The organism is Sinorhizobium sp. M4_45 (assembly GCF_002885915.1).
GTDB lineage: Bacteria > Pseudomonadota > Alphaproteobacteria > Rhizobiales > Rhizobiaceae > Sinorhizobium > Sinorhizobium meliloti_A.
The window spans coordinates 285,965-304,875 of sequence record NZ_NWVE01000003.1; the positions used below are offsets into that span (position 1 = coordinate 285,965).

The 18,911-nt window shown below is 64.0% G+C and carries 16 protein-coding genes; 11 read left to right on the top strand and 5 right to left on the bottom strand.

The genetic code is table 11. The annotated features are described in order from the left end of the window. Window positions 1–14: 14 nt before the first annotated feature. Window positions 15–875, bottom strand: coding sequence for a CoA transferase subunit A (locus CN933_RS11595; RefSeq protein WP_102761585.1), 861 nt, complete (start codon window positions 873–875; stop codon window positions 15–17). A 130-nt stretch (window positions 876–1,005) separates the two neighbouring features. Here CN933_RS11595 and CN933_RS11600 point away from each other — a divergent pair, with 130 nt between their 5' ends. Next, a complete protein-coding gene (locus CN933_RS11600; RefSeq protein ID WP_102761758.1) occupies window positions 1,006–1,761 on the top strand; it encodes an IclR family transcriptional regulator in 756 nt (251 codons plus the stop codon). A 507-nt stretch (window positions 1,762–2,268) separates the two neighbouring features. On the opposite strand, the gene ggt is transcribed toward CN933_RS11600, so the two are convergent. Both ggt and CN933_RS11620 read right to left on the bottom strand, forming a co-directional pair. Then, a complete protein-coding gene (gene ggt / locus CN933_RS11615; RefSeq protein ID WP_102761586.1) occupies window positions 2,269–4,014 on the bottom strand; it encodes a gamma-glutamyltransferase in 1,746 nt (581 codons plus the stop codon). A 207-nt stretch (window positions 4,015–4,221) separates the two neighbouring features. Further along, window positions 4,222–4,902, bottom strand: coding sequence for a sulfite oxidase-like oxidoreductase (locus CN933_RS11620; RefSeq protein ID WP_419183643.1), 681 nt, complete (start codon window positions 4,900–4,902; stop codon window positions 4,222–4,224). Window positions 4,903–5,056: 154 nt separating this feature from the next. Between CN933_RS11620 and pobA the strand changes: the two genes are divergently transcribed. The 3 genes from pobA to CN933_RS11635 all read left to right on the top strand — a co-directional run bounded on the left by pobA (window position 5,057) and on the right by CN933_RS11635 (window position 9,275). Continuing rightward, window positions 5,057–6,229 (top strand): 4-hydroxybenzoate 3-monooxygenase, encoded by a 1,173-nt coding sequence (pobA, locus tag CN933_RS11625; RefSeq protein WP_102761587.1) that lies wholly within the window; start codon window positions 5,057–5,059, stop codon window positions 6,227–6,229. A gap of 90 nt (window positions 6,230–6,319) precedes the next feature. Beyond that, the gene (locus tag CN933_RS11630; RefSeq protein WP_102761588.1) at window positions 6,320–7,240 is read left to right on the top strand and encodes a LysR family transcriptional regulator; all 921 of its coding nucleotides are present in this window, start codon (window positions 6,320–6,322) and stop codon (window positions 7,238–7,240) included. A gap of 145 nt (window positions 7,241–7,385) precedes the next feature. Next, complete coding sequence (locus CN933_RS11635) at window positions 7,386–9,275, top strand: bifunctional sugar phosphate isomerase/epimerase/4-hydroxyphenylpyruvate dioxygenase family protein (protein ID WP_102761589.1); 1,890 nt, start codon at window positions 7,386–7,388, stop codon at window positions 9,273–9,275. A 29-nt stretch (window positions 9,276–9,304) separates the two neighbouring features. Here the strand turns inward: CN933_RS11635 and pcaQ are convergent, their stop codons facing one another. Further along, window positions 9,305–10,246 carry a pca operon transcription factor PcaQ gene (gene pcaQ, locus CN933_RS11640; RefSeq protein ID WP_026168720.1) on the bottom strand — a complete coding sequence of 314 codons (942 nt, stop codon included), beginning with the start codon at window positions 10,244–10,246 and terminating at the stop codon, window positions 9,305–9,307. 93 nt (window positions 10,247–10,339) lie between these two features. Here pcaQ and pcaD point away from each other — a divergent pair, with 93 nt between their 5' ends. The 5 genes from pcaD to CN933_RS11665 all read left to right on the top strand — a co-directional run bounded on the left by pcaD (window position 10,340) and on the right by CN933_RS11665 (window position 14,093). After that, window positions 10,340–11,146 (top strand): 3-oxoadipate enol-lactonase, encoded by an 807-nt coding sequence (gene pcaD, locus CN933_RS11645; RefSeq protein ID WP_102761590.1) that lies wholly within the window; start codon window positions 10,340–10,342, stop codon window positions 11,144–11,146. Further along, entirely contained in the window at window positions 11,143–11,550 is a 408-nt protein-coding gene (pcaC, locus tag CN933_RS11650; RefSeq protein WP_102761591.1) for a 4-carboxymuconolactone decarboxylase, read from the top strand. The genes pcaD and pcaC overlap by 4 nt, the downstream gene beginning before the upstream one ends. Before the next feature lie 18 nt (window positions 11,551–11,568). Next, window positions 11,569–12,330 (top strand): protocatechuate 3,4-dioxygenase subunit beta, encoded by a 762-nt coding sequence (gene pcaH / locus CN933_RS11655; RefSeq protein ID WP_102761592.1) that lies wholly within the window; start codon window positions 11,569–11,571, stop codon window positions 12,328–12,330. Window positions 12,331–12,340: 10 nt separating this feature from the next. Continuing rightward, window positions 12,341–12,955: a protocatechuate 3,4-dioxygenase subunit alpha gene (gene pcaG / locus CN933_RS11660; protein WP_102761593.1), complete on the top strand. Its 615-nt coding sequence runs from the start codon at window positions 12,341–12,343 to the stop codon at window positions 12,953–12,955. A gap of 82 nt (window positions 12,956–13,037) precedes the next feature. After that, window positions 13,038–14,093, top strand: a complete 1,056-nt coding sequence (locus CN933_RS11665; protein WP_100671224.1) for a 3-carboxy-cis,cis-muconate cycloisomerase — start codon at window positions 13,038–13,040, stop codon at window positions 14,091–14,093. 10 nt (window positions 14,094–14,103) lie between these two features. On the opposite strand, the gene CN933_RS11670 is transcribed toward CN933_RS11665, so the two are convergent. After that, on the bottom strand, window positions 14,104–16,725 hold the full coding sequence (locus CN933_RS11670) for a malto-oligosyltrehalose synthase (protein WP_102761594.1): 2,622 nt from the start codon (window positions 16,723–16,725) through the stop codon (window positions 14,104–14,106). Between the two features lie 180 nt (window positions 16,726–16,905). Between CN933_RS11670 and msuE the strand changes: the two genes are divergently transcribed. Both msuE and CN933_RS11680 read left to right on the top strand, forming a co-directional pair. After that, window positions 16,906–17,463, top strand: coding sequence for an FMN reductase (gene msuE / locus CN933_RS11675; protein ID WP_102761595.1), 558 nt, complete (start codon window positions 16,906–16,908; stop codon window positions 17,461–17,463). A gap of 84 nt (window positions 17,464–17,547) precedes the next feature. After that, window positions 17,548–18,897, top strand: a complete 1,350-nt coding sequence (locus CN933_RS11680) for an LLM class flavin-dependent oxidoreductase (RefSeq protein WP_102761596.1) — start codon at window positions 17,548–17,550, stop codon at window positions 18,895–18,897. Window positions 18,898–18,911: the final 14 nt, after the last annotated feature.

Here is an 18,911-nt window from a genome sequence, read left to right on the forward strand (position 1 = left end):
TCTTCGCTTTCCCCTCAAGCAACCTTGGCCGCTGTCTTCGCGGCGTGGCGGGCGAAGTCCTCGGGTTTGGCGGCAAGGACGTTCTCCCTGATCCATGCGTTGAAGGTCTCGCGTTCGCGCGCAATCTCGTCCCAACGGATGTAGAAGGCGTTGGAGCGGGGATAGTAACCATGCGCATAGGACGGGAAGGCGCCCCCCGGCACATGCGCGACGGCGGTCACCGCCCACTCCGGCAGCACCACCGAATTGGGGGAGGGTGGGTCGAGTTCGTCGACGATCTCCTCGACCGTTACGATCGAGCGCCTGGCGGCGAGCACCGCTTCCTTCTGCACGCCGACGATGCCCTCGATCAGGACGTTGCCCTTGCGGTCGGCGCGTTGGGCATGGATGATCGTGACGTCCGGGCGGATTGCAGGCACCGCGGCGAGCACCTCGCCGGTGAAGGGGCAGGTCACGCTTCTGATATTGAGGTTCACCTTGGACAGGTCGGCGCCGATATAGCCGCGGAAGGCCGCAAAAGGCAGGTTCGCGGCACCCGCCTCATAAGCATTGGCCATGGCCGCATGCGAATGTTCCTCGATCTCGATCGGCCGCGGCCATTGGTTCTCGACCGCATCGCGGAAGCGGTGCAGCGAGCCGACGCCCGGATTGCCGCCCCAGGAAAACTTCATGCCCCGCGCCGCACCGACGCCGATCAGTTGGTCGTAGAGGATGTCGGGCGTCATGCGCACGAGGAGCAGGTCCTTCCGGCCCTGGCGAATCACCTCGTGTCCCGCGGCATAGGGGATCAGGTGCGTGAAGCCTTCCATCGCCACCGTATCGCCATCCCTGACATTCTCCGCCACCGCCTCGGCGAGAGAGACTATCCGCGCCATCGTTTTCCTCCAGTGATGTTCGACCCGAATAAGCGCCTGTTCCTCCCAGGCGTCAATTTCTTTTGTGCGAAATTTGACATTTGTTCGTATGTCGCACAAAATCGCAGGCCAGAAACCGGCGGGAGACACGATGCGGGAAACGGATTTCGTCAGCGGCTTTGCGCGCGGTCTGAGGGTGATCGAAGCCTTCGGCGAGGCGCAGCCGCGGCTTTCGATCGCCGACGCCGCGAAGATCACCGGGCTCGACCGGGCGACCGTCAGGCGATCCCTGCTGACGCTGTCGCAGCTTGGTTATGCCAATTACGACGGCAAGTTCTTCACGCTCACACCGAAGATCCTGAGGCTCGGCCATGCCTATCTTTCGGCGACGCCGCTGCCGGCCATTGTCCAGCCTTACCTGGACCAGCTCGCGGAAAAAGCCGGGCAGAGCGCTTCCGCCTCGGTGCTCGACGGGACCGAGATCGTCTATGTGGCACGCGCGTCGCAGCGCCGGGTGATGTCGATCAACCTGACGCCCGGCTCGCGTCTTCCCGCCTATTGCGCCTCGATGGGGCGGGTGTTGCTGGCCGCACTACCCGAGACCGAGGCACGCGAAATACTCGGACGTTCCGACTTGAAGGCGAACACACCGCTGACGAGAACCGACCCGGAAGAGCTGGTGGCGGAATTGCGGCGGGTTCGCGACGAGGGCTATGCGATTATCGACCAGGAACTGGAGCTCGGCCTCTGCTCGATCGCGGTACCGGTCGCCAATGATCGCGGGCAGGTGCTCGCGGCCGTGAACATCGGTGCATCCGCCGCCCATGTGCCGGCCCGCGAGATGGCCGAGCGCTTTCTGCCTCTGCTCAGGGAAACACAAGCCGCATTGCGGCTTGTGTTGCGCTAAGGCCTGTTGAGATCGGATACCCGCGGCGGGTTGTTTGATTCCTCATTCCTGTGACGAGCACAGGGGCGAGGGTGGAGAGGGTGCGGTTCCTCGGCGCGCTTCATAGACCGTGAAGATGGCGAGGCGGCGCGGGTCCCGCCCGTATATAGCGTTCCGCTTCGCTTCGATGCGAGAATGTAGACGTAACCTTTCATTGCGTGACATATCCCCGGTCCCTCATTCCTGTGCTTGTCACAGGAATCCAGCCAGCCCAAGTCCTTGGGCGGGAAAGGCTCTTCCGCGCCGCAGACGCGGCGCTGCTGGATCTCTGTGACAAGCACAGAGATGAGGATGAGGAGAGATTGCAGCCCTCCGAAAAGTTTCCTGCAGCGCCGCGCGTCTTATGAGACGAGCAAAGGTCACTGTAGCCCTTTGAGCTGCTGCATGTTTTGTCCATTGACCGGCTACGAGCGGGATGGGAGCGGAAAACCGCACGCATTTTTCCTCATCCCGCTTTAGCCGTTGCCTTCAATATCCTCGCGCCGCACCTGCGCCGATGCGGCTGTCGACGGCGCCGTTGTAGCGGGCGCCGCCGCCCGCCTCGATCTCGGCAACGTTCTCGCCGCCGACGAGGATGCCCGCTGCCTGACCCCAGATCATCCAGTTCTCGTCGACCTGAACGTCATGGCCCATGGCGGAAAGCAGTTTGCGCGTATCGGGCGAGAGAGCATAGGGCTCCATGAAGACCTTGTCCGGAAGCCACTGGTGGTGGACGCGCGGCGCGTCGACGGCCTCCTGGATGTTCATGCCGTGGTCGATCACGTTGATGATCGCTTCCAGCGTGATGGTGATGATGCGGGCGCCGCCGGGGCTGCCGATCACCATGAAGGGCTTGCCGTCTTTCGAGATGATCGTAGGGCTCATCGATGAAAGCGGCGTCTTGCCGGCTTCGATCGCATTCGCCTCGCCTTGCACGAGGCCATAGAGATTGGGGGTGCCCGGCTTGGCGGTGAAATCGTCCATCTCGTTGTTGAGGAGGATACCCGTGCCGGGCGCGACGACGCCCGCGCCGAAGGAGCCGTTCAGCGTGTAGGTCACCGCAACCGCATTCCCCTCGTCGTCGATGATGGAATAATGGGTCGTCTCCTTGCTTTCGGTAAAGCCCGCCGGCATCAGCTCCTGGGAAACGCCGGCCTTGAAGGGGTCGATCTTGGCGCGGATTTCTTTCGCGTAGCTCTTGTCGACGAGCTTTGCGACCGGGTTTTCGACAAAGGCCGGATCGCCGAGCGCGGTGTTGCGATCGACATAGGCATGGCGCATCGCCTCGATCATCGCATGCACGGTCTCGGCCGAGCCGTAACCGAGATAGGAGAGCGGGTAGCCCTCGAGGATGTTGAGAATCTCGCAGATGATCAATCCGCCTGACGATGGCGGCGGCGAGGAGACGATGTCATAGCCGCGGTAGTTGCACTTGACCGGCTCGAGCTCGCGAACCTGATAGCGCTCGAAATCCTCCTTGGCGAGAATGCCGCCCTTATCCGTGCTCGCCTTGACGATCGCGTCGGCGATCGCGCCCTTATAGAAGGCGTCCGTGCCTTTTTCGGCGATGCTCGAAAGCGAAACGGCAAGATCGGTCTGGACCAGCCGGTCACCGGCCGCAAAAGGCTTGCCGTCCGGCTTCAGGAAGATGGCGGCGGCCGCCGGATCCCTGGCGAGCCGCTCGGTCTCGCCGTCGAAAGACTCGATGTCACCCTGTTCGAGCACGAAGCCCTCGCGCGCGAGCTTGATCGCCGGATCGATCAACTCCTTCAGCGGCCTTGTGCCGTAACGGCTGCGGGCGAACTCGAACCCCATGACCGGTCCGGGCACGCCGACTGCGAGATAGCCTTCGGTGCTCAATCCCTCGACGAGATCGCCCTTGTCGTCGAGATACATGGTCTTGGTGGCGGCGAGAGGCGCGCGCTCGCGAAAATCGAGGAAGGTCGTCTTGCCGTCCTTGAAGCGGATGGTCATGAAGCCGCCGCCGCCAATGTTGCCGGCCGTCGGGTAGACAACGGCGAGGGCATAGCCGACCGCAACCGCCGCATCGATCGCATTGCCGCCCTTCTTCAGGACCTCGACGCCGATGTCGGATGCAAGATGCTGGGCGGTCACGACCATGCCGTGCTCGGCCTTGACCGGCTCTGGCGAGGCCGCCGGGGCCGGCCGCGGTGAGAACGTACTCAGCGCGACGATCAGGGTAATGGACAGGGATTTCAGGCAGGGACTGCGCATGCTTTCCTCCCGGACAGGAATGTTGGCTTCAAGTTCGGCGCGGGGATGCGTTACCGCCCCCTCAACCGGGGACTGTAGCATCAAAAATCACGAGTTGCAGTCGAAGACGAGAGCGTCAGAGCATTTCCGTTTTTCTCCGAATCGCGGACACTCTCTAATGCTTTTCCGCAATCCCGGACGGAAAACCACACTCATCCCGCGCTGGCGTCAATCGCCGGAATAGCGCTCCTCGAGCCAGGGATCGCCCCGCATGTGGTAGCCGTTCCGCTCCCAGAAACCTGCCGAATCGGCTGCGCGGAAATCGATGCGCTGCAGCCATTTGGCGCTTTTCCAGAAATAGAGATGCGGGACCACCAGGCGCACCGGCCCGCCATGGGCCCGCGTAATCGGCGCGCCCTCCCAGGCGGTCGCGAGGATCGCATCCTCGGCGGCAAAGTCGGCGAGCGGCAGGTTGGTGGTGTAGCCGTCAAAGCTCGTCAGCATGACAAAGGCGGCCTCCGGCTTCGGCATGACGCGATCGAGAAGATCGCGCGTGGATACGCCACGCCAATTGTTGTCATAGCGCGACCAGGTCGTTACGCAATGGATGTCGGAGAGGCTGTCGCTGTGAGGCAACGCCTGGAAGGCGTTCCAGTCGAGCGAGAGCGGGTTCTCGACGAGGCCGGTGACGTCGAGCCGCCACGTCTCGTGGGTCAGGTGCGGCTGCTGCCCGAGGTCGAGAACCGGCCAGTCCCTGACGAGATGCTGACCGGGCGGCAGGCGATCCGTCTCCGGACGGGCAATGCGGCCGGTGAGAAACTTGCCGTCGGCCGCCCAGCGGCGCTTCGTGGAAGTCAACTTGGTTTCCGGCGCCTGTGTTTCGTCGGCCACGACTGCTCTCCCCTGCATGTTTCCTTCGATCGTATCGCGATTGAAGGAAAAAAGCATGCAGCAGATCAAAGCGCTACAGCCGAGCCGCCGGCGATGTACGATAGCTGAAAGAATTCGCGTGCCGATTCCAGCGGGCCAGCTGCAATTTCCCGGGGGAAGTGGGAGGACAATCATGCGCACTCAGGTCGTCATTATCGGCTCCGGGCCTTCCGGGCTCCTGCTCGGGCAATTGCTGACGGGAGCGGGGATTGCCAATGTGATCCTCGATCGCGCGACCAAGGATCACATTCTCGGCCGTGTGCGCGCCGGCGTTCTGGAGGAAGGCACGGTGCGGCTGATGGAGGAGGCGGGCTGCGGCGCCCGCATGCATGCCGAGGGCCTCCCCCATGACGGCTTCTCGCTCGCCTTCGACGGGCGCGACCATCGCATCGACCTCTTCGGCCTGACCGGCGGAAGGAGGGTGATGATCTACGGGCAGACGGAACTCACTCGCGATCTGATGGACCACCGGGAACGGGTCGGGGCGCTCTCGGTTTACGAAGCGGCGAACGTGATGCCGCGGGATTTCGACGGGCGGACACCGCATGTCGCCTATGAGAAGGACGGGATTGCGCAGCGCATCGACTGCGACTTCATTGCCGGCTGCGACGGCTTTCACGGGGTCAGCCGACGTTGCCTGCCGGAAAGGGCCATCCGCAATTTCGAGAAAATTTATCCCTTCGGCTGGCTTGGCATCCTTGCCGACGTGCCGCCGGTCGATCACGAACTGGTCTATGCCAACCATCCGCGCGGCTTCGCGCTCTGTTCGATGCGCTCGCACACGCGCAGCCGCTATTACATCCAGTGCCCGCTCGAGGAGAAGCTCGAGGACTGGGACGATCAGCGCTTCTGGGACGAATTGCGCCGCCGCCTGCCCGCCCATCACGCCGAGCGCGTGGTGACGGGGCCCTCCTTCGAGAAGTCCATCGCGCCGCTCCGCTCCTTCGTCGCCGAGCCGATGCGGTTCAACCGGCTGTTTTTGGCGGGTGACGCCGCCCATATAGTTCCGCCGACCGGCGCCAAGGGCCTGAACCTTGCGGCGAGCGACGTGCACTATCTGTTCGAGGGATTGCTCGAATACTATCGGGACCGCTCGAATGCCGGCATCGACGCCTATTCGGCCCGCGCACTCGCCCGCGTCTGGAAGGCGGTGCGCTTCTCCTGGTGGATGACGACGATGCTGCACCGCTTTCCGGAGACCAGCGACTTCGACCAGCGAATCCAGGAGGCGGAACTCGATTATCTCACCCACTCGCGCGCGGCGGCGACCGCGCTCGCGGAGAACTATGTGGGGCTGCCGTTTTGAGGCCGCACGCAAACTCCCTGGACGCTACTTGCGCGCGGATACCGGCTCTGCTCGACTGCCGCCGGTGAGGCAGCCGCCAGGGAGGGTGCGATGGGGCTTACGCTACGCCAGATCGAAGTGATCCGGGCGGTGATGATCGCCGGCACGATCGCCGGCGCGGCGCGTCTGATGAATGTCGCCCAGCCGGGGGTCAGCCGGACGATGAAGCATATCGAAAGCGCGCTGGGGATAAAGCTCTTCGTCAAGAAGGCCGGGCGTTACGTGCCGACCGACGAAGCGCGCGACATCTTCGCACAGCTCCAGGAGGTCCATCGCAAGGTCGACGACCTGCAATTTTCCATCCGTCAGCTGGAGCGAGGACGAGGTGTGGAACTCGCGCTCGGCTCCGTGCCGAGCATTGCGCATGCAATGATGCCGGAGGCCATCGCCGGGCTTATGCGGCTCTACCCGGACATCCGCATCAATTTCGATATTCTGAGGATAGAGGAGGCGATCGATTACCTGTTGCTCGGCAAGGGAGAGCTGGTCGCGATGAGCTATCATCTCACCCATCCCTCGATCACGTTCGAGCCCCTGTCCAAAGGGCACCTCGTCTGCATCGCCGCCAGGGAGCATCCGATTGCCGGCCGGACCGAAATTTCCGCCCGCGAGATCGCCGAGCATCCGCTCATCGGTATCGACCCGCGCGATCCCTACGGGGCGATCATGGCGGGCATATTCGAGAGGGAGAAGCTCGAATATCGCACCCCGATCAGGGCGCGTTTCGGCACGACGGTTTGTGCGCTGGTCAAGCGGAATCTCGGCATTGCGGTCATCGACGCCTTCACCGTGGGCCATATCGCCGACCAGGAAATGGCCGTCATTCCGATCAGCGAGGATACGGAATTCCAGACCTATGTCGCCTATCGCGCCGACGCCGCGCTCTCCAGCTATGCCGAGCGGCTGGTCACGACGCTGCGCCGCGTCATGGATGAATCGACCCGCCGTTCGCGCGGCGGCCGAGATACATAACAACAGGGTATGGAGGACGAAAGAAACGGTATTTGCGGTATAGACAGGAAGTGACCATCATCCTTCGACGCTTCGCCTTTTTTCCAAGCATGCCGGCCCTCCCACGCGGACCGGCAAAGGACGAGGCCGGCGAGAGGAGATCGGCATGAAGACCTCGATCGCGACCGTTTCGATCAGCGGCACTCTTTCGGAGAAGCTCGCTGCCGTCGCTGCGTCAGGCTTCGATGGCGTGGAGATATTCGAGAACGATTTCCTGACCTTCGACGGCTCGCCGGCGGAGGTCGGCCGCATGGTCGGCGATCACGGGCTGGAGGTGACGCTTTTTCAGCCGTTCCGCGATTTCGAAGGTCTGCCGGAACCGCACCGGTCGCGTGCTTTCGACCGGGCGGAGCGCAAGTTCGACGTGATGCAGGAGCTTGGAACGGAACTGATGCTCGTCTGTTCCAGCGTTTCCCCGCTGGCATTGGGCGGCATCGACCGCGCTGCCGACGACCTTCGGGAACTGGGCGAGAGGGCGGCCAAGCGCGGCTTGCGCGTCGGCTACGAGGCGCTTGCCTGGGGCCGCCACGTCAACGATCATCGGGATGCTTGGGAAATCGTGCGGCGGGCGGACCACCCGAATATCGGGCTGATCCTCGACAGTTTCCACACCCTGTCGCGCAATATCGACCTGCGGTCGATCCGCTCCATTCCGGGGGACCGCATCTTCATCGTTCAGCTCGCGGACGCGCCGCGAATCGACATGGATCTGCTTTATCTCAGCCGCCATTTCCGCAACATGCCCGGCGAAGGCGATCTTCCGGTCGTCGATTTCATGCAGGCTGTCGCCGCGACCGGCTATGACGGCGCCCTATCGCTGGAAATCTTCAACGACCAGTTCCGTGGCGGATCACCCAGGGCGATCGCCGACGACGGACATCGTTCCCTGGTCTATCTGATGGATCGGGTGAAGCGGCGCGAACCGGTCGCGAAGAGCGCGGAGGCAATGCCCGACCGCGTCGAGGTGCTGGGCGTCGAATTCGTGGAGTTCACCGCCGATCGGGCAGAGGCGGAGGCGCTCGGGTCGCTTCTGGGAACGATGGGTTTTCACGCGGTTGCCTCACATCGCGAGAAATCGGTGGCGCTATGGCGCCAGGGTCGCGATCGTGGAGGCGTAAACATCGTCATCAACACCGAGCAGCATGGCTTCGCTCATTCGAGCTACCTGGTGCACGGGGCATCGGCCTATGCGATCGGCCTGAAAGTGCCCGATGCCGCGGCCGCCGTCGAACGCTCGGGCGCGCTCGGGGCCGAAATATTCCGGCCCGAGGCAAACGAAGAAGAGGGGGCGATGGCCGCAATCCGCGGCATCGGCGGCGGCTTGATCTATTTCCTGAACGAGGCCGACGACGTCTGGTCGCGCGAGTTCGTCCGGTCGGGAAAGGCGCCTCAGGGATCATCGCCCCTCGTCGCCATCGACCATGTGGCGCAATCCATGCAGGCGGAGGAGCTCCCGAGCTGGCTGCTTTTCTACACGTCTATCCTCGATGCCGACAAATCGGCAGAGGTCGATATCGTCGATCCTGCCGGTCTGATCCGCAGCCAGGTCGTGGAGAATGCGAGCGGGACGCTCCGGCTGACATTGAACGGAGCGGACAACCACCGCACGCTGGCAGGCCACTTCATAGCAGAGAGCTTTGGCTCGGGTGTCCAGCATGTGGCCTTCCGCACCGACGATATCTTTGCAGCCGCCGACCATATGCGCCGCAGCGGCTTTCGCCCATTGGCAATTTCGCGCAACTACTATGACGACATCGAGGTGCGGTTCGGGCTCGAACCTGACTTCGTCGATCGACTGAGGGAAGAGAGCATCCTCTATGACCGCGATGAAGACGGCGAGTATTTCCAGATCTACGGCCCGACCTATGGAGAAGGCTTCTTCTTCGAAATTGTCGAGCGGCGCGCCGGCTATCGCGGCTACGGCGCAGCCAACGCGCCCTTCCGCATCGCCGCTCAGAAGCGCTCGCTTCGACCCGCCGGAATGCCGGCTCTTTAGGGTTGGCGAGGGGTTCAATTCCCCGGGTGCTACGCCGTCCTCTTTGCTTCCGCAGCCATCGCCGTCCCGGCCGCCTCGCGCAGCGTCTGCATCAGGATCGAGAGCGGCAGCGACGGGATAGCGTCGGTCCGCATGGTAAGCCCGACGGGTCCCCTCGTCTCGCTCGTGTCGACCGGCAGCGCCGCCAACACACCATCCGCGATATCCGTGGCGACGACGCCCGCCGATATGATCCAGATGGCGTCGCTGGAGCGCACGAACGCCCGGCCGAAGGAGTCGGAAACGGTCTCGATCTGGTTCGCAAGGCCGGCGATGCCGTTGGCGATCAGGAAATGCTCGACGAAGGGGCGGATGATCGAGGCGCGGGTAGGCATCAGCACCGGATAGTCGCTCAGATGCGCGAACACAGATTGTTTGCCGGAGATGAGCGGATGTCCGGCGCGCACCGCGAAGACCACCTGTTCCGAGTAGAGATGCTCGAACGAGAAGCCGGTCATCTTGTCCGGAGCGGCGAGCCTGCCGACGACGAGGTCGAGATCGCCCACGCGCAATTGTTCGAGAAGCACTGCGTTTTCACCGGTGACGATCTTGATGCGTGCGCCGGTCTTCTCTTTCAGGAAGAGCGCGATGGCGCGCGGCATGATGCGGGTCGAAACGGTCGGAAGCGCTCCGACGCGGATCGGCGGACCTTCGCCTGACCGCTCCTGCGAGACGGAATCGAGGCCTTGGCGCAGCGCCGTCAGCGCGGCGCCTGCATGGCGCAGAAAGACCTCGCCGTAGCGCGTGATCTTGATGCCGCGCCCCTCGCGCTCGAAAACCGCGACCCCCAGAACCTCTTCGAGTTCCCGGATCGTCTTGGTGACCGCCGGCTGCGTGACATGCAGGAGTTCGGCCGCCTTCACCACGCTCTTCTGACGCGCGACCTCGACAAATGTCTGCAGATGGCGAAACTTAACGCGAGCGTCGATCACGGATCGCATAACCCTCTGGTTAAGGGAAAGCCACGAAATATCATTTTACCTAACCAGATGAAACATCCAATTTGACGACGGAGGAGAGCTGCCGTGCAATTCACCCGCATCAACGACGTCACGATTCACTATCGCGTGGTTGGCGCGGTCACGGAAAGGCCCGCGCTCGTCTTCATCAACTCGCTCGGCACGGATTTCCGCATCTGGCGCGATGTCGTCCTCCGACTGGCGGGCGATTTTGCCATCGTGCTCTATGACAAGCGTGGCCACGGGCTGTCCGATATCGGCCAGGTCCCCTATTCCATCGAGGACCATGCGACCGATCTCGCCGGACTCCTCGATCGCCTCGCCGTGAAACAGGCGATTGTTTGCGGACTTTCGGTCGGCGGGCTCATCGCGCAATCGCTCTACGGCCGCCGCCCCGACCTCGTGCGGGCGCTCGTGCTTTCCGACACCGCCCACAAGATCGGTACTGCCGAGTTCTGGGACGCCCGCATCGCGGCGATCGAGGCGCATGGCATCGAGGCGGTCGCCGACGGCGTGCTCGAGCGCTGGTTCACCCCGGCCTTCCGGCGACCCGAAAACCTCGCCTTCACCGGCTACCGCAACATGCTGGTCCGTCAACCGGTGCCGGGCTATGTCGGCACCTGCGCCGCCATCCGCGACGCCGATTTCACGGAAGCCGCGGGCAGGATCGCGGTTCCGGTGCTCTGCGTCGTCGGCGACCAGGACGGTTCGACCCCGCCCGACCTGGTCCGCTCGACGGCCGATCTCATTGCGGGCGCGCGCTTCGAAGTGATCCGCGGAGCGGGACATATCCCCTGCGTCGAGCAGCCGGAAGCCTTGACGTCGGTGCTGAAACGCTTCTTCCGATCCGTGTTGTCTGGAGGCAAACCATGAGCGATGCCCTTGCGCCTTCCGGGCGCTACCGACAGGGAATGGCGACGCGCCGCGCCGTTCTAGGCGACGATCACGTCGACCGGGCAGAGTCGGCATCGACCGATTTCGACCGTCCTTTCCAGGAGCTGATCACCGAGGCGGCATGGGGGCATGTCTGGTCGCGTCCCGGCTGGACGAAGCGGGAGCGGTCGATCGTCACCATCGCCCTGCTCGCCGCGCTTGGACAGGACGAGGAGGTGGCCATGCATGTCCGCGCCACGGCCAATACCGGGGCGACGCGCGAGGATATTTGCGAGGCGCTGCTGCATGTTGCCATCTATGCAGGCGTTCCGGCGGCCAATCACGCGATCAAGATCGTCAAGCAGGTTTTTGCGGACATGGATGCCGGCACGGCTGCTCGATAGGGGCGAGGGAGAAGGACGATGTCCGACAATCAAAATGGCAGACGGAAGGCCCAGCCCGAAACGGGCGCCTTTTTCGCCCGCGACCGCGCCTGGCACCCGCCGGCCTTCGCGCCCGGTTACAAGACCTCCGTGCTGCGTTCGCCGCAGAAGGCGCTGCTGTCGCTCGACGGGACCATATCCGAGATCACCGGCCCGGCCTTCGGCCATTCGATGCTGGGCGAGCTCGACAACGACCTGATCCATAACTTCGCCAATCCCGGTGAAAGCGCGATCGGCGAACGCATCATCGTCCATGGCCGCGTCCTCGACGAACGCGGCCATCCGGTTCGGGGTGTGCTCGTCGAGTTCTGGCAGGCGAATGCCGGCGGACGCTACCGTCACAAGAAGGAAAGCTATCTCGCGCCGCTGGATCCGAATTTCGGCGGCTGCGGCAGAACGATCACCGACGAGGAAGGCCGTTACTGGTTCCGCACGGTCAGGCCCGGAGCCTATCCCTGGCCGAACGGCGTCAACGACTGGCGGCCCGCACATATCCATTTCTCGGTCTTCGGCCACGGTTTCGCCCAGCGCCTGATCACGCAGATGTATTTCGAGGGCGATCCGATGATCTGGAAATGTCCGATCGTCGGCACGATCCCCGACCGCCGGGCGATCGAGCAACTGATCGCGGCTCTCGACTGGGGCAACACCGTGCCCATGGATGCGCGCGCCTACAGGTTCGACATCGTGCTGCGTGGCCGCCGCTCGACCTTCTTCGAAAACAGGCCGGAAGGGAATTGAGGAGGCACCGATGGTTCAGGATCCAGGCACCCTCAAGGAAACGGCGTCGCAGACGGCTGGCCCCTATGTCCATATCGGCCTGACGCCGAATTTCTGCGGCATCGGCGGCGTATATGATGGCGACCTCGGCGCTTCGATGGTCAACGACAAGACGCTCGGGCAGCGCATCACCGTGACCGGTCGCGTCATCGACGGCGCCGGAATGCCGCTCAGGGACGCACTTCTCGAAATCTGGCAGGCGGACGCAGCCGGGCTCTACAATTCCCCGTCGGATCTGCGCGGTACGGCAGACCCGAACTTTACCGGCTGGGGACGCTCACCGACGAGCGACGAGGACGGTGTCTTCACTTTCGAGACGGTGAAGCCGGGCCGCGTTCCATTCCACGACGGCCGGCTGATGGCCCCGCATGTCAGCTTCTGGATCGTCGCGCGCGGCATCAACATCGGCCTTCACACGCGCATGTATTTCCCAGACGAGGCGGCGGCGAATGCCGAAGATCCGTTGCTTGCCCGCATCGAGCACCGCCACCGGGCCAAGACGCTTGTCGCGGCGGGTCAGGCGCCTAATTATGTCTTCGACATTCATCTCCAGGGCGAGAAGGAAACGGTCTTCCTGGATATATGATCGTTCGGCAGCCCGCCCCCGCGTTGCCGCATGCGTGTGAGGCTCCCTTCGAATCGAAGGGAGCGAGAGCTGGAGATGCGGCATGACCTATTCGGCCTTCGATCACCCCTATCTTTCCGGCCTTCTGGGAGACGAGGCGGTGGCGGCGGAATTCTCCGTCGTCGCCGATGTTCGCGCCATGCTGGCCTTCGAGGCGGCGCTTGCGCGTGCCGAGGCGCGCCACGGCGTCATCCCCGAGGCGGCCGCCAATCGCATTGCCGAGGCATGCCGTGGCTTCTCTCCGGACGTCGGCGCCATGCGCCGGGCAACCGCCATCGACGGTGTCGTCGTTCCCGAGCTCGTGCGGCAATTGCGCCGGGCGGTCGGCGAAGAGGCGGCGGAACATGTCCATTTCGGAGCCAGCAGCCAGGACGTGGTCGATACCAGCCTCATGCTGAGGCTGAAGGCGATCGCGGAACTCTTCTCCGGCCGGATCGGCGACGTCGTGACGGCGCTCGAAGCTTGCGGGAGGCACTGGGGCGAGCGTACGCTGACCGCCCATACGCGGATGCAGCCGGCGATCCCGATTACAGTGGCCGACCGCCTGCGGAGCTGGATCGAGCCGCTGTTCGACCATCAGGACAGGCTGGATGCCACGGGAACGGACATTTTTACGGTGCAGTTCGGAGGAGCCGCCGGCACCCTCGAAAAGCTCAAGGGCAAGGCCGACATCGTCCGCGCGACGCTGGCGGAGGAACTCGCGCTGGTCGACTGCCCGCAATGGCACAGCCAGCGCCTGCCGATCGCTGATTTCGCCCACCTCCTGTCGCTCGTCACCGGCAGCCTCGGCAAGTTCGGTCAGGACGTGGCGCTGATGGCGCAGGCGGGAGACGAGATCGTGCTTGCGGGCGGCGGCGGCTCCTCGGCCATGCCGCACAAGCAGAACCCGGTCGCCGCGGAGGTGCTGGTGACGCTCGCCCGCTTCAACGCGACGCAGATTTCCGCCATCCACCAGTCGCTGGTGCACGAGCAGGAGCGGTCGGGCTCCGCCTGGACGCTTGAATGGCTGATCCTGCCGCAGATGGTCGGCGCTACGGCGGCCGCATTGAGGCTCGCCGCCGAGCTCGCCGGCAATGTCCGGCGGCTGGGGCGGGTGTGAGGTAGATGCCTCACGCCTCGACCAGCAAGGCGACAGGGAAGTCCCGCAGGATGTCCGCCAAGGCGAGAAGAGGCCGAGGCTCGGTGACGCCGCCGGTCAGGAGATTGCACATGGGCTTGAACTGGCAGCCCTCGGGCAAGGCGAGGAAGGCGTTTCGCCACAGTTCCGGACGGATGGACAGGCGGCCGTCGACCGTCTGGCCGAAGACAAGCCGTGGGACGACTGTGAGCGCAAAGCCATTCCCGCTGCGACGCATGAAAGCGGCGGCGTGACGGGCGCCCCGACCTTCGACGCGCACCGCGCGATATTCGCCTCTCGCAAGACAATCCGCGCCGCGCCCCCGGCGATAGTTCAGGCCTATCGAGATCAGCGTCTGCTTGCAGTCCTGGAAATCGCCGATCGGCGGCGCTTGCGGCAGCCGGGAAGGCGAGGGGCGCGGTGAAAAGCCGCGGCGGTTGTCGGGATCGACGAGGGAAAGGTCGACGCGTTCGCTGCCCTGATAGATATCGGGAATGCCGGGCGCGGTGAGCTTCACCAGCGTTTGCGAGAGGCTGTTGATCAGGCCGGCATGGATGAACGGTGCGGCCGTTTTCTCGAAATCGCCGAGGAAGGACCGGTTCCGGCGATCCAGGAGATCGCCGAGAAAGGCCCTGATCGCTGCTTCATAGCGCTCGTTCGGATCGTCCCAGCTTGTCCTGAGCTTTGCCTCCCGCAGCGCCTTAACGGCGAAATCGAGCATCCGCTCGTGCAGAAAGATCAGGTCGTCTTCGTCACCGAGCGGCGCTATGGGCCAGGCACCGAGCAGGCTCTGATAGAGGAATTGCTCGACCGAAGCGTCCGGTTCCTCGCCGGCCGGGAGTCGGCCCATGCTTTCCGCATTCATCCCGTGCCAGCGGTCCACCGCTGCGGCCCAGACGTCCGGTGCCTCGCTTATGACGTGGAGCCGGGCGCGCGCATCTTCACCCCGCTTGGTGTCGTGCGTGGAAGTCGCCGACAGGCCGTGCGGCATCCGGCTTGCGCGATCCTGCATCGTCGCATGAAAGCGGCCGACGCCGCCGGGCGTCCATAAGGGGGAGGCACCCACCTCGTTCGCCGCGAGATAATCGCCTCTCCGATAGAAGAAGGTATCCTCGACCGCCTTGGCCATGACCGCGCCGCTCAACTGCTGAAAGCGCGTACGGAATTCAGACCGCACCTTGCCGTCGGCCGAGTCGATCGGCAGCCTGAGTGCGGGAACGATCGCTGCGATCTCGGCGCCGACGGCGGGCGCGCGCGCCGCTGCCTTCGCTGCGGCTGCGTCGAGGATGCGGCTGTCGCGCGCTCCGGCCCCCCGGTCGCCGACATAGGTCCGATAGACGGGCAGTGCAGCCGTCAGCTGGGAAATGGCCTCACCGGTCCGCTCGTTCTGGTCCGGATCCTCATCGCTTGTGAAGCGAGCGGCCAGTCCGGTCAGCCGCCGGACTTCCGTATTGAAATTGCGGCTCAGGACCTGGAGCTTGCATCCCGTGACCGCCTCTTCGGCCGCCGATCGCCTTTCCTCGCTCGAAAGCCACGAAGACGGAGTGTCGTCGGAAAGGAGATCCGCGAGGGCCGATATGAACTCGTAGCCCGTGGTTCCGTCGACCGGCCAGTCGGACGGCAGCGTTTCGTTCTCGCCGAGTATTTTCTCGACGACGATATAGGTGCCGTCGCCGGCCTCCCGGCGGAGCCGGTCGAGATAGCCCTTGGGATCGGCCAGGCCGTCGATGTGATCGATCCTGAGCCCATCGATCAGGCCTTCCCGGACCAGGGCGAGCGCAAGCCGGTGGGTATCCGTGAAGACCGCGTCATCTTCTACGCGCATGCCGATGAGGCCGGCGACCTCGAAAAACCGCCGGTAGCTGAGCTTGTCCCGGGCCGTCTGCCAGCTCATCAGCCGCCAGGATTGTCTCCGATGCAGCCGGTCGAGTGTGTCTGCGGAGAACCGGGCGAGACATTGGTCGAGTTCGGCAGCGAGCGATGGCGTCGCGACGACAGAGGCGATTTCCGCGTGGAACTGTGCGGCGGTTTTCCGTTCGACCGTGCCGGCGGCAGCCGCGAGCCTTTCGAGCACGGCATTGCCGTTGCGCGGGATCGCCGCATAGCTGGCGGGATTGAGCGGATAGAGAGCCTCGTAATAGCGGAGCGCCAGGCAGCGGTGCTCGTGGTCGTAAGCAAGGCGCAGATTGCCGGCTGCGACCTCTTCCTCAAACGACCGGCCGAGGAAGGGGAGCGTAAGCGGCTCCCGCCAGTCGATGTCGAAATAGTCGGCAAATTCGCTAAGGCGGCCCCATTCGATCGCGCTGTGCCACCAGTCATTCTCGAGATGCGCGGCCATGTGGTTCGGGACGATGTCCAGAATGAGACCGAGTCCTTCGGCTTTCAGCGCATGGGCGAGCAGCACAAATCCGTCGTAGCCGCCCAGGTCCGGGTCGATCTCGTTGTAGTCGACGATGTCGTAGCCATGGGTTGACCCTCGGACCGCGGTGAAAACGGGCGAGGCGTAGAGGTGAGATATGCCGAGCCCGACGAGGTGCGGGATCAACTCCACGGCTTTTGCGAAGTCCATCCCGTTGCGGAATTGGAGACGGTAGGTTGCGTCGGGCAGATGCATGGCGGTCTTGCGCTTGTCTGGCGGTAACCCCGCGGCCGGTGCTTTGTTCCCCCAGGGAAGCCTCGAAAGCAAAGTCTTCTTGTTCGCGCATCGGGAATAGAACGGCGTTCCTTTAGTCTACTAAGATTATAGATTTTGATGAGTATCACGAAAGCACGGATCTCACGAGGAGCTAAAGCGATGCCGCAGACACGAGTGGTGGGTATTTCAGGCAATATCACGCGTCCGTCCAGGACACGCGCATTCGTGGACCATATCGTCCACCGGCTGGCGGTCGATGCAGGGGCGTCGGCGCAGACCTTCGATATCGAGGACTTCGGGGCGTCGCTGCTCCCCGCGAGAAGGCTCGACGAACTCGCACCGGAAGCGCGATATGTCGTTGGCCAGATGCTTGCAGCCGACATTCTGGTGGTGGGGTCGCCGACCTTCAAGGGAAGCTATACCGGCCTCTTCAAGCACGTCTTCGACCTGCTCGATCCCTCCTCGCTTCGCGGCAAGCCCGTCATCCTCGCCGCCACCGGGGGCGGGGAACGCCACTCGCTGATGGTGGAGCATCAGTTGAGGCCACTGTTCGGCTTCTTCGAGGCGTTGGCGATCCCGACCGCGATCTACGCCTCCGACAAGGACTTTGCCGACGGCTCTCTCGCCTCCGAGGCGATCCATGACCGCGTCGGCAGGGCGGTCGGCGAGGCAACGCAGGCGCTCGCGCGCGCCGCCAGGGCAAGCCTGGCGGCTTAACCGCAATTTCAACCCAACCCGGTTTGCGTCGGCAATCGAGGCGAAGTGACGCCGGCCGGCGAAGCAAATCCAACGGAGGCAGCAATGACAAGACAGATCAAGCTTGGAGCCTTTCTTCCCGGCGGCGGCCAGCATATTGCCGCCTGGAGGCATCCGGGCGCTCCGGCAGATGGTGCCACCAATTTCGAATTCCACAGAAGGCTCGCCGAGACCGCGGAGCGCGGCCTGTTCGACGCCTATTTTCTCGCCGACAACCTCTCCGTCGGGCTTGGCGGCCGCGAAGGCGGCAATGCGAAGATAGCCGGTTTCGAGCCTGTCACCCTCTTTGCAGCACTCGCACCGCTGACGACCCATCTGGGCTTCATCGCCACGGCATCGACGACCTATGAGGAGCCCTACACGCTCGCCCGCAAGTTCGCCTCGCTGGACCTTCTGTCCAACGGGCGGGCAGGCTGGAACGTGGTCACCTCCGCCGGCGACGAGACGGCGCGCAACTTCAACAGAGAGACGCAGCCGAGCCACGCCGAACGATACGAGCGCGCGCACGAGCACGTCGAGACCGTCAAGGCTCTATGGGACAGCTGGGAAGATGATGCCTTCATCCGCGACAAGGCGACCGGCCGCTTCTTCGATGCCGGCCGGGTTCACGACATCGACCACAAGGGCAAGCATTTCAGCGTCAAGGGACCGCTGAACGCGCCGCGTCCCGTCCAAGGACATCCGGTCGTGGTGCAGGCGGGGCAATCCGAGGACGGACGCAGGCTTGCGGCGGCCAGTGCCGAGGTGATCTTCACCGCCCATCAGAACCTCGCTTCGGCGCAGGAATTCTACCGCGACATAAAGGCACGCGTGAAGCACGCCGGGCGCAACCCCGACCATGTGCTGATCATGCCGGGGGTGGCCCCCTTTGTCGGCCGGACCGAAGAGGAGGCGCGCTCCAAATATGAAGAGCTGAATGCGTTGATCGTGCCGGAGGACGGCGTGGCGCTGTTGAATGGCCTGACCGGCGGCACGCTCGACCTGACGGGATTTCCGCTCGATGGGCCCTTGCCCGTCAGCAATGAGACAGAAGGAATGAAAAGCCGGCAGGCGCTGATCCGAAAGATCGCGGACGAGCATGGCTTCACCATCCGCCAGCTCTATCAGTGGATCGCGACCGCACGCGGTCACTGCACCGTCGTCGGCAGCGCCGAGCAGGTCGCCGATCAGCTCGAGGAGTGGTTCCTGAGCGAAGCGGCCGACGGTTTCAACATCCTGCCACCATGGCTTCCGGGCGCGCTCGACGATTTCGTCGATCTGGTCGTCCCCATACTGCAGAGGCGCGGCCTGTTCCGCACCGCCTACGAGGGGCGGACGCTGCGGGAAAATCTCGGACTTCCCCGTCCGGCGAACCCGTGGACTTTGGCGCGCGCGGCCGTTCAGGCGGCCGAGTAAGAGGGGAGCCACGA

Coding starts and splice junctions, on each gene's coding strand:
- CN933_RS11595 (WP_102761585.1), bottom strand. CDS start 875: ATGGCGCGGATAGTCTCTCTCGCCGAGGCGGTGGCGGAGAATGTCAGG.
- pobA (WP_102761587.1), top strand. CDS start 5,057: ATGCGCACTCAGGTCGTCATTATCGGCTCCGGGCCTTCCGGGCTCCTG.
- CN933_RS11635 (WP_102761589.1), top strand. CDS start 7,386: ATGAAGACCTCGATCGCGACCGTTTCGATCAGCGGCACTCTTTCGGAG.
- msuE (WP_102761595.1), top strand. CDS start 16,906: ATGCCGCAGACACGAGTGGTGGGTATTTCAGGCAATATCACGCGTCCG.
- ggt (WP_102761586.1), bottom strand. CDS start 4,014: ATGCGCAGTCCCTGCCTGAAATCCCTGTCCATTACCCTGATCGTCGCG.
- pcaG (WP_102761593.1), top strand. CDS start 12,341: ATGGTTCAGGATCCAGGCACCCTCAAGGAAACGGCGTCGCAGACGGCT.
- CN933_RS11680 (WP_102761596.1), top strand. CDS start 17,548: ATGACAAGACAGATCAAGCTTGGAGCCTTTCTTCCCGGCGGCGGCCAG.
- CN933_RS11665 (WP_100671224.1), top strand. CDS start 13,038: ATGACCTATTCGGCCTTCGATCACCCCTATCTTTCCGGCCTTCTGGGA.
- CN933_RS11600 (WP_102761758.1), top strand. CDS start 1,006: ATGCGGGAAACGGATTTCGTCAGCGGCTTTGCGCGCGGTCTGAGGGTG.
- CN933_RS11670 (WP_102761594.1), bottom strand. CDS start 16,725: ATGCATCTGCCCGACGCAACCTACCGTCTCCAATTCCGCAACGGGATG.
- CN933_RS11620 (WP_419183643.1), bottom strand. CDS start 4,902: ATGCAGGGGAGAGCAGTCGTGGCCGACGAAACACAGGCGCCGGAAACC.
- pcaH (WP_102761592.1), top strand. CDS start 11,569: ATGTCCGACAATCAAAATGGCAGACGGAAGGCCCAGCCCGAAACGGGC.
- CN933_RS11630 (WP_102761588.1), top strand. CDS start 6,320: ATGGGGCTTACGCTACGCCAGATCGAAGTGATCCGGGCGGTGATGATC.
- pcaC (WP_102761591.1), top strand. CDS start 11,143: ATGAGCGATGCCCTTGCGCCTTCCGGGCGCTACCGACAGGGAATGGCG.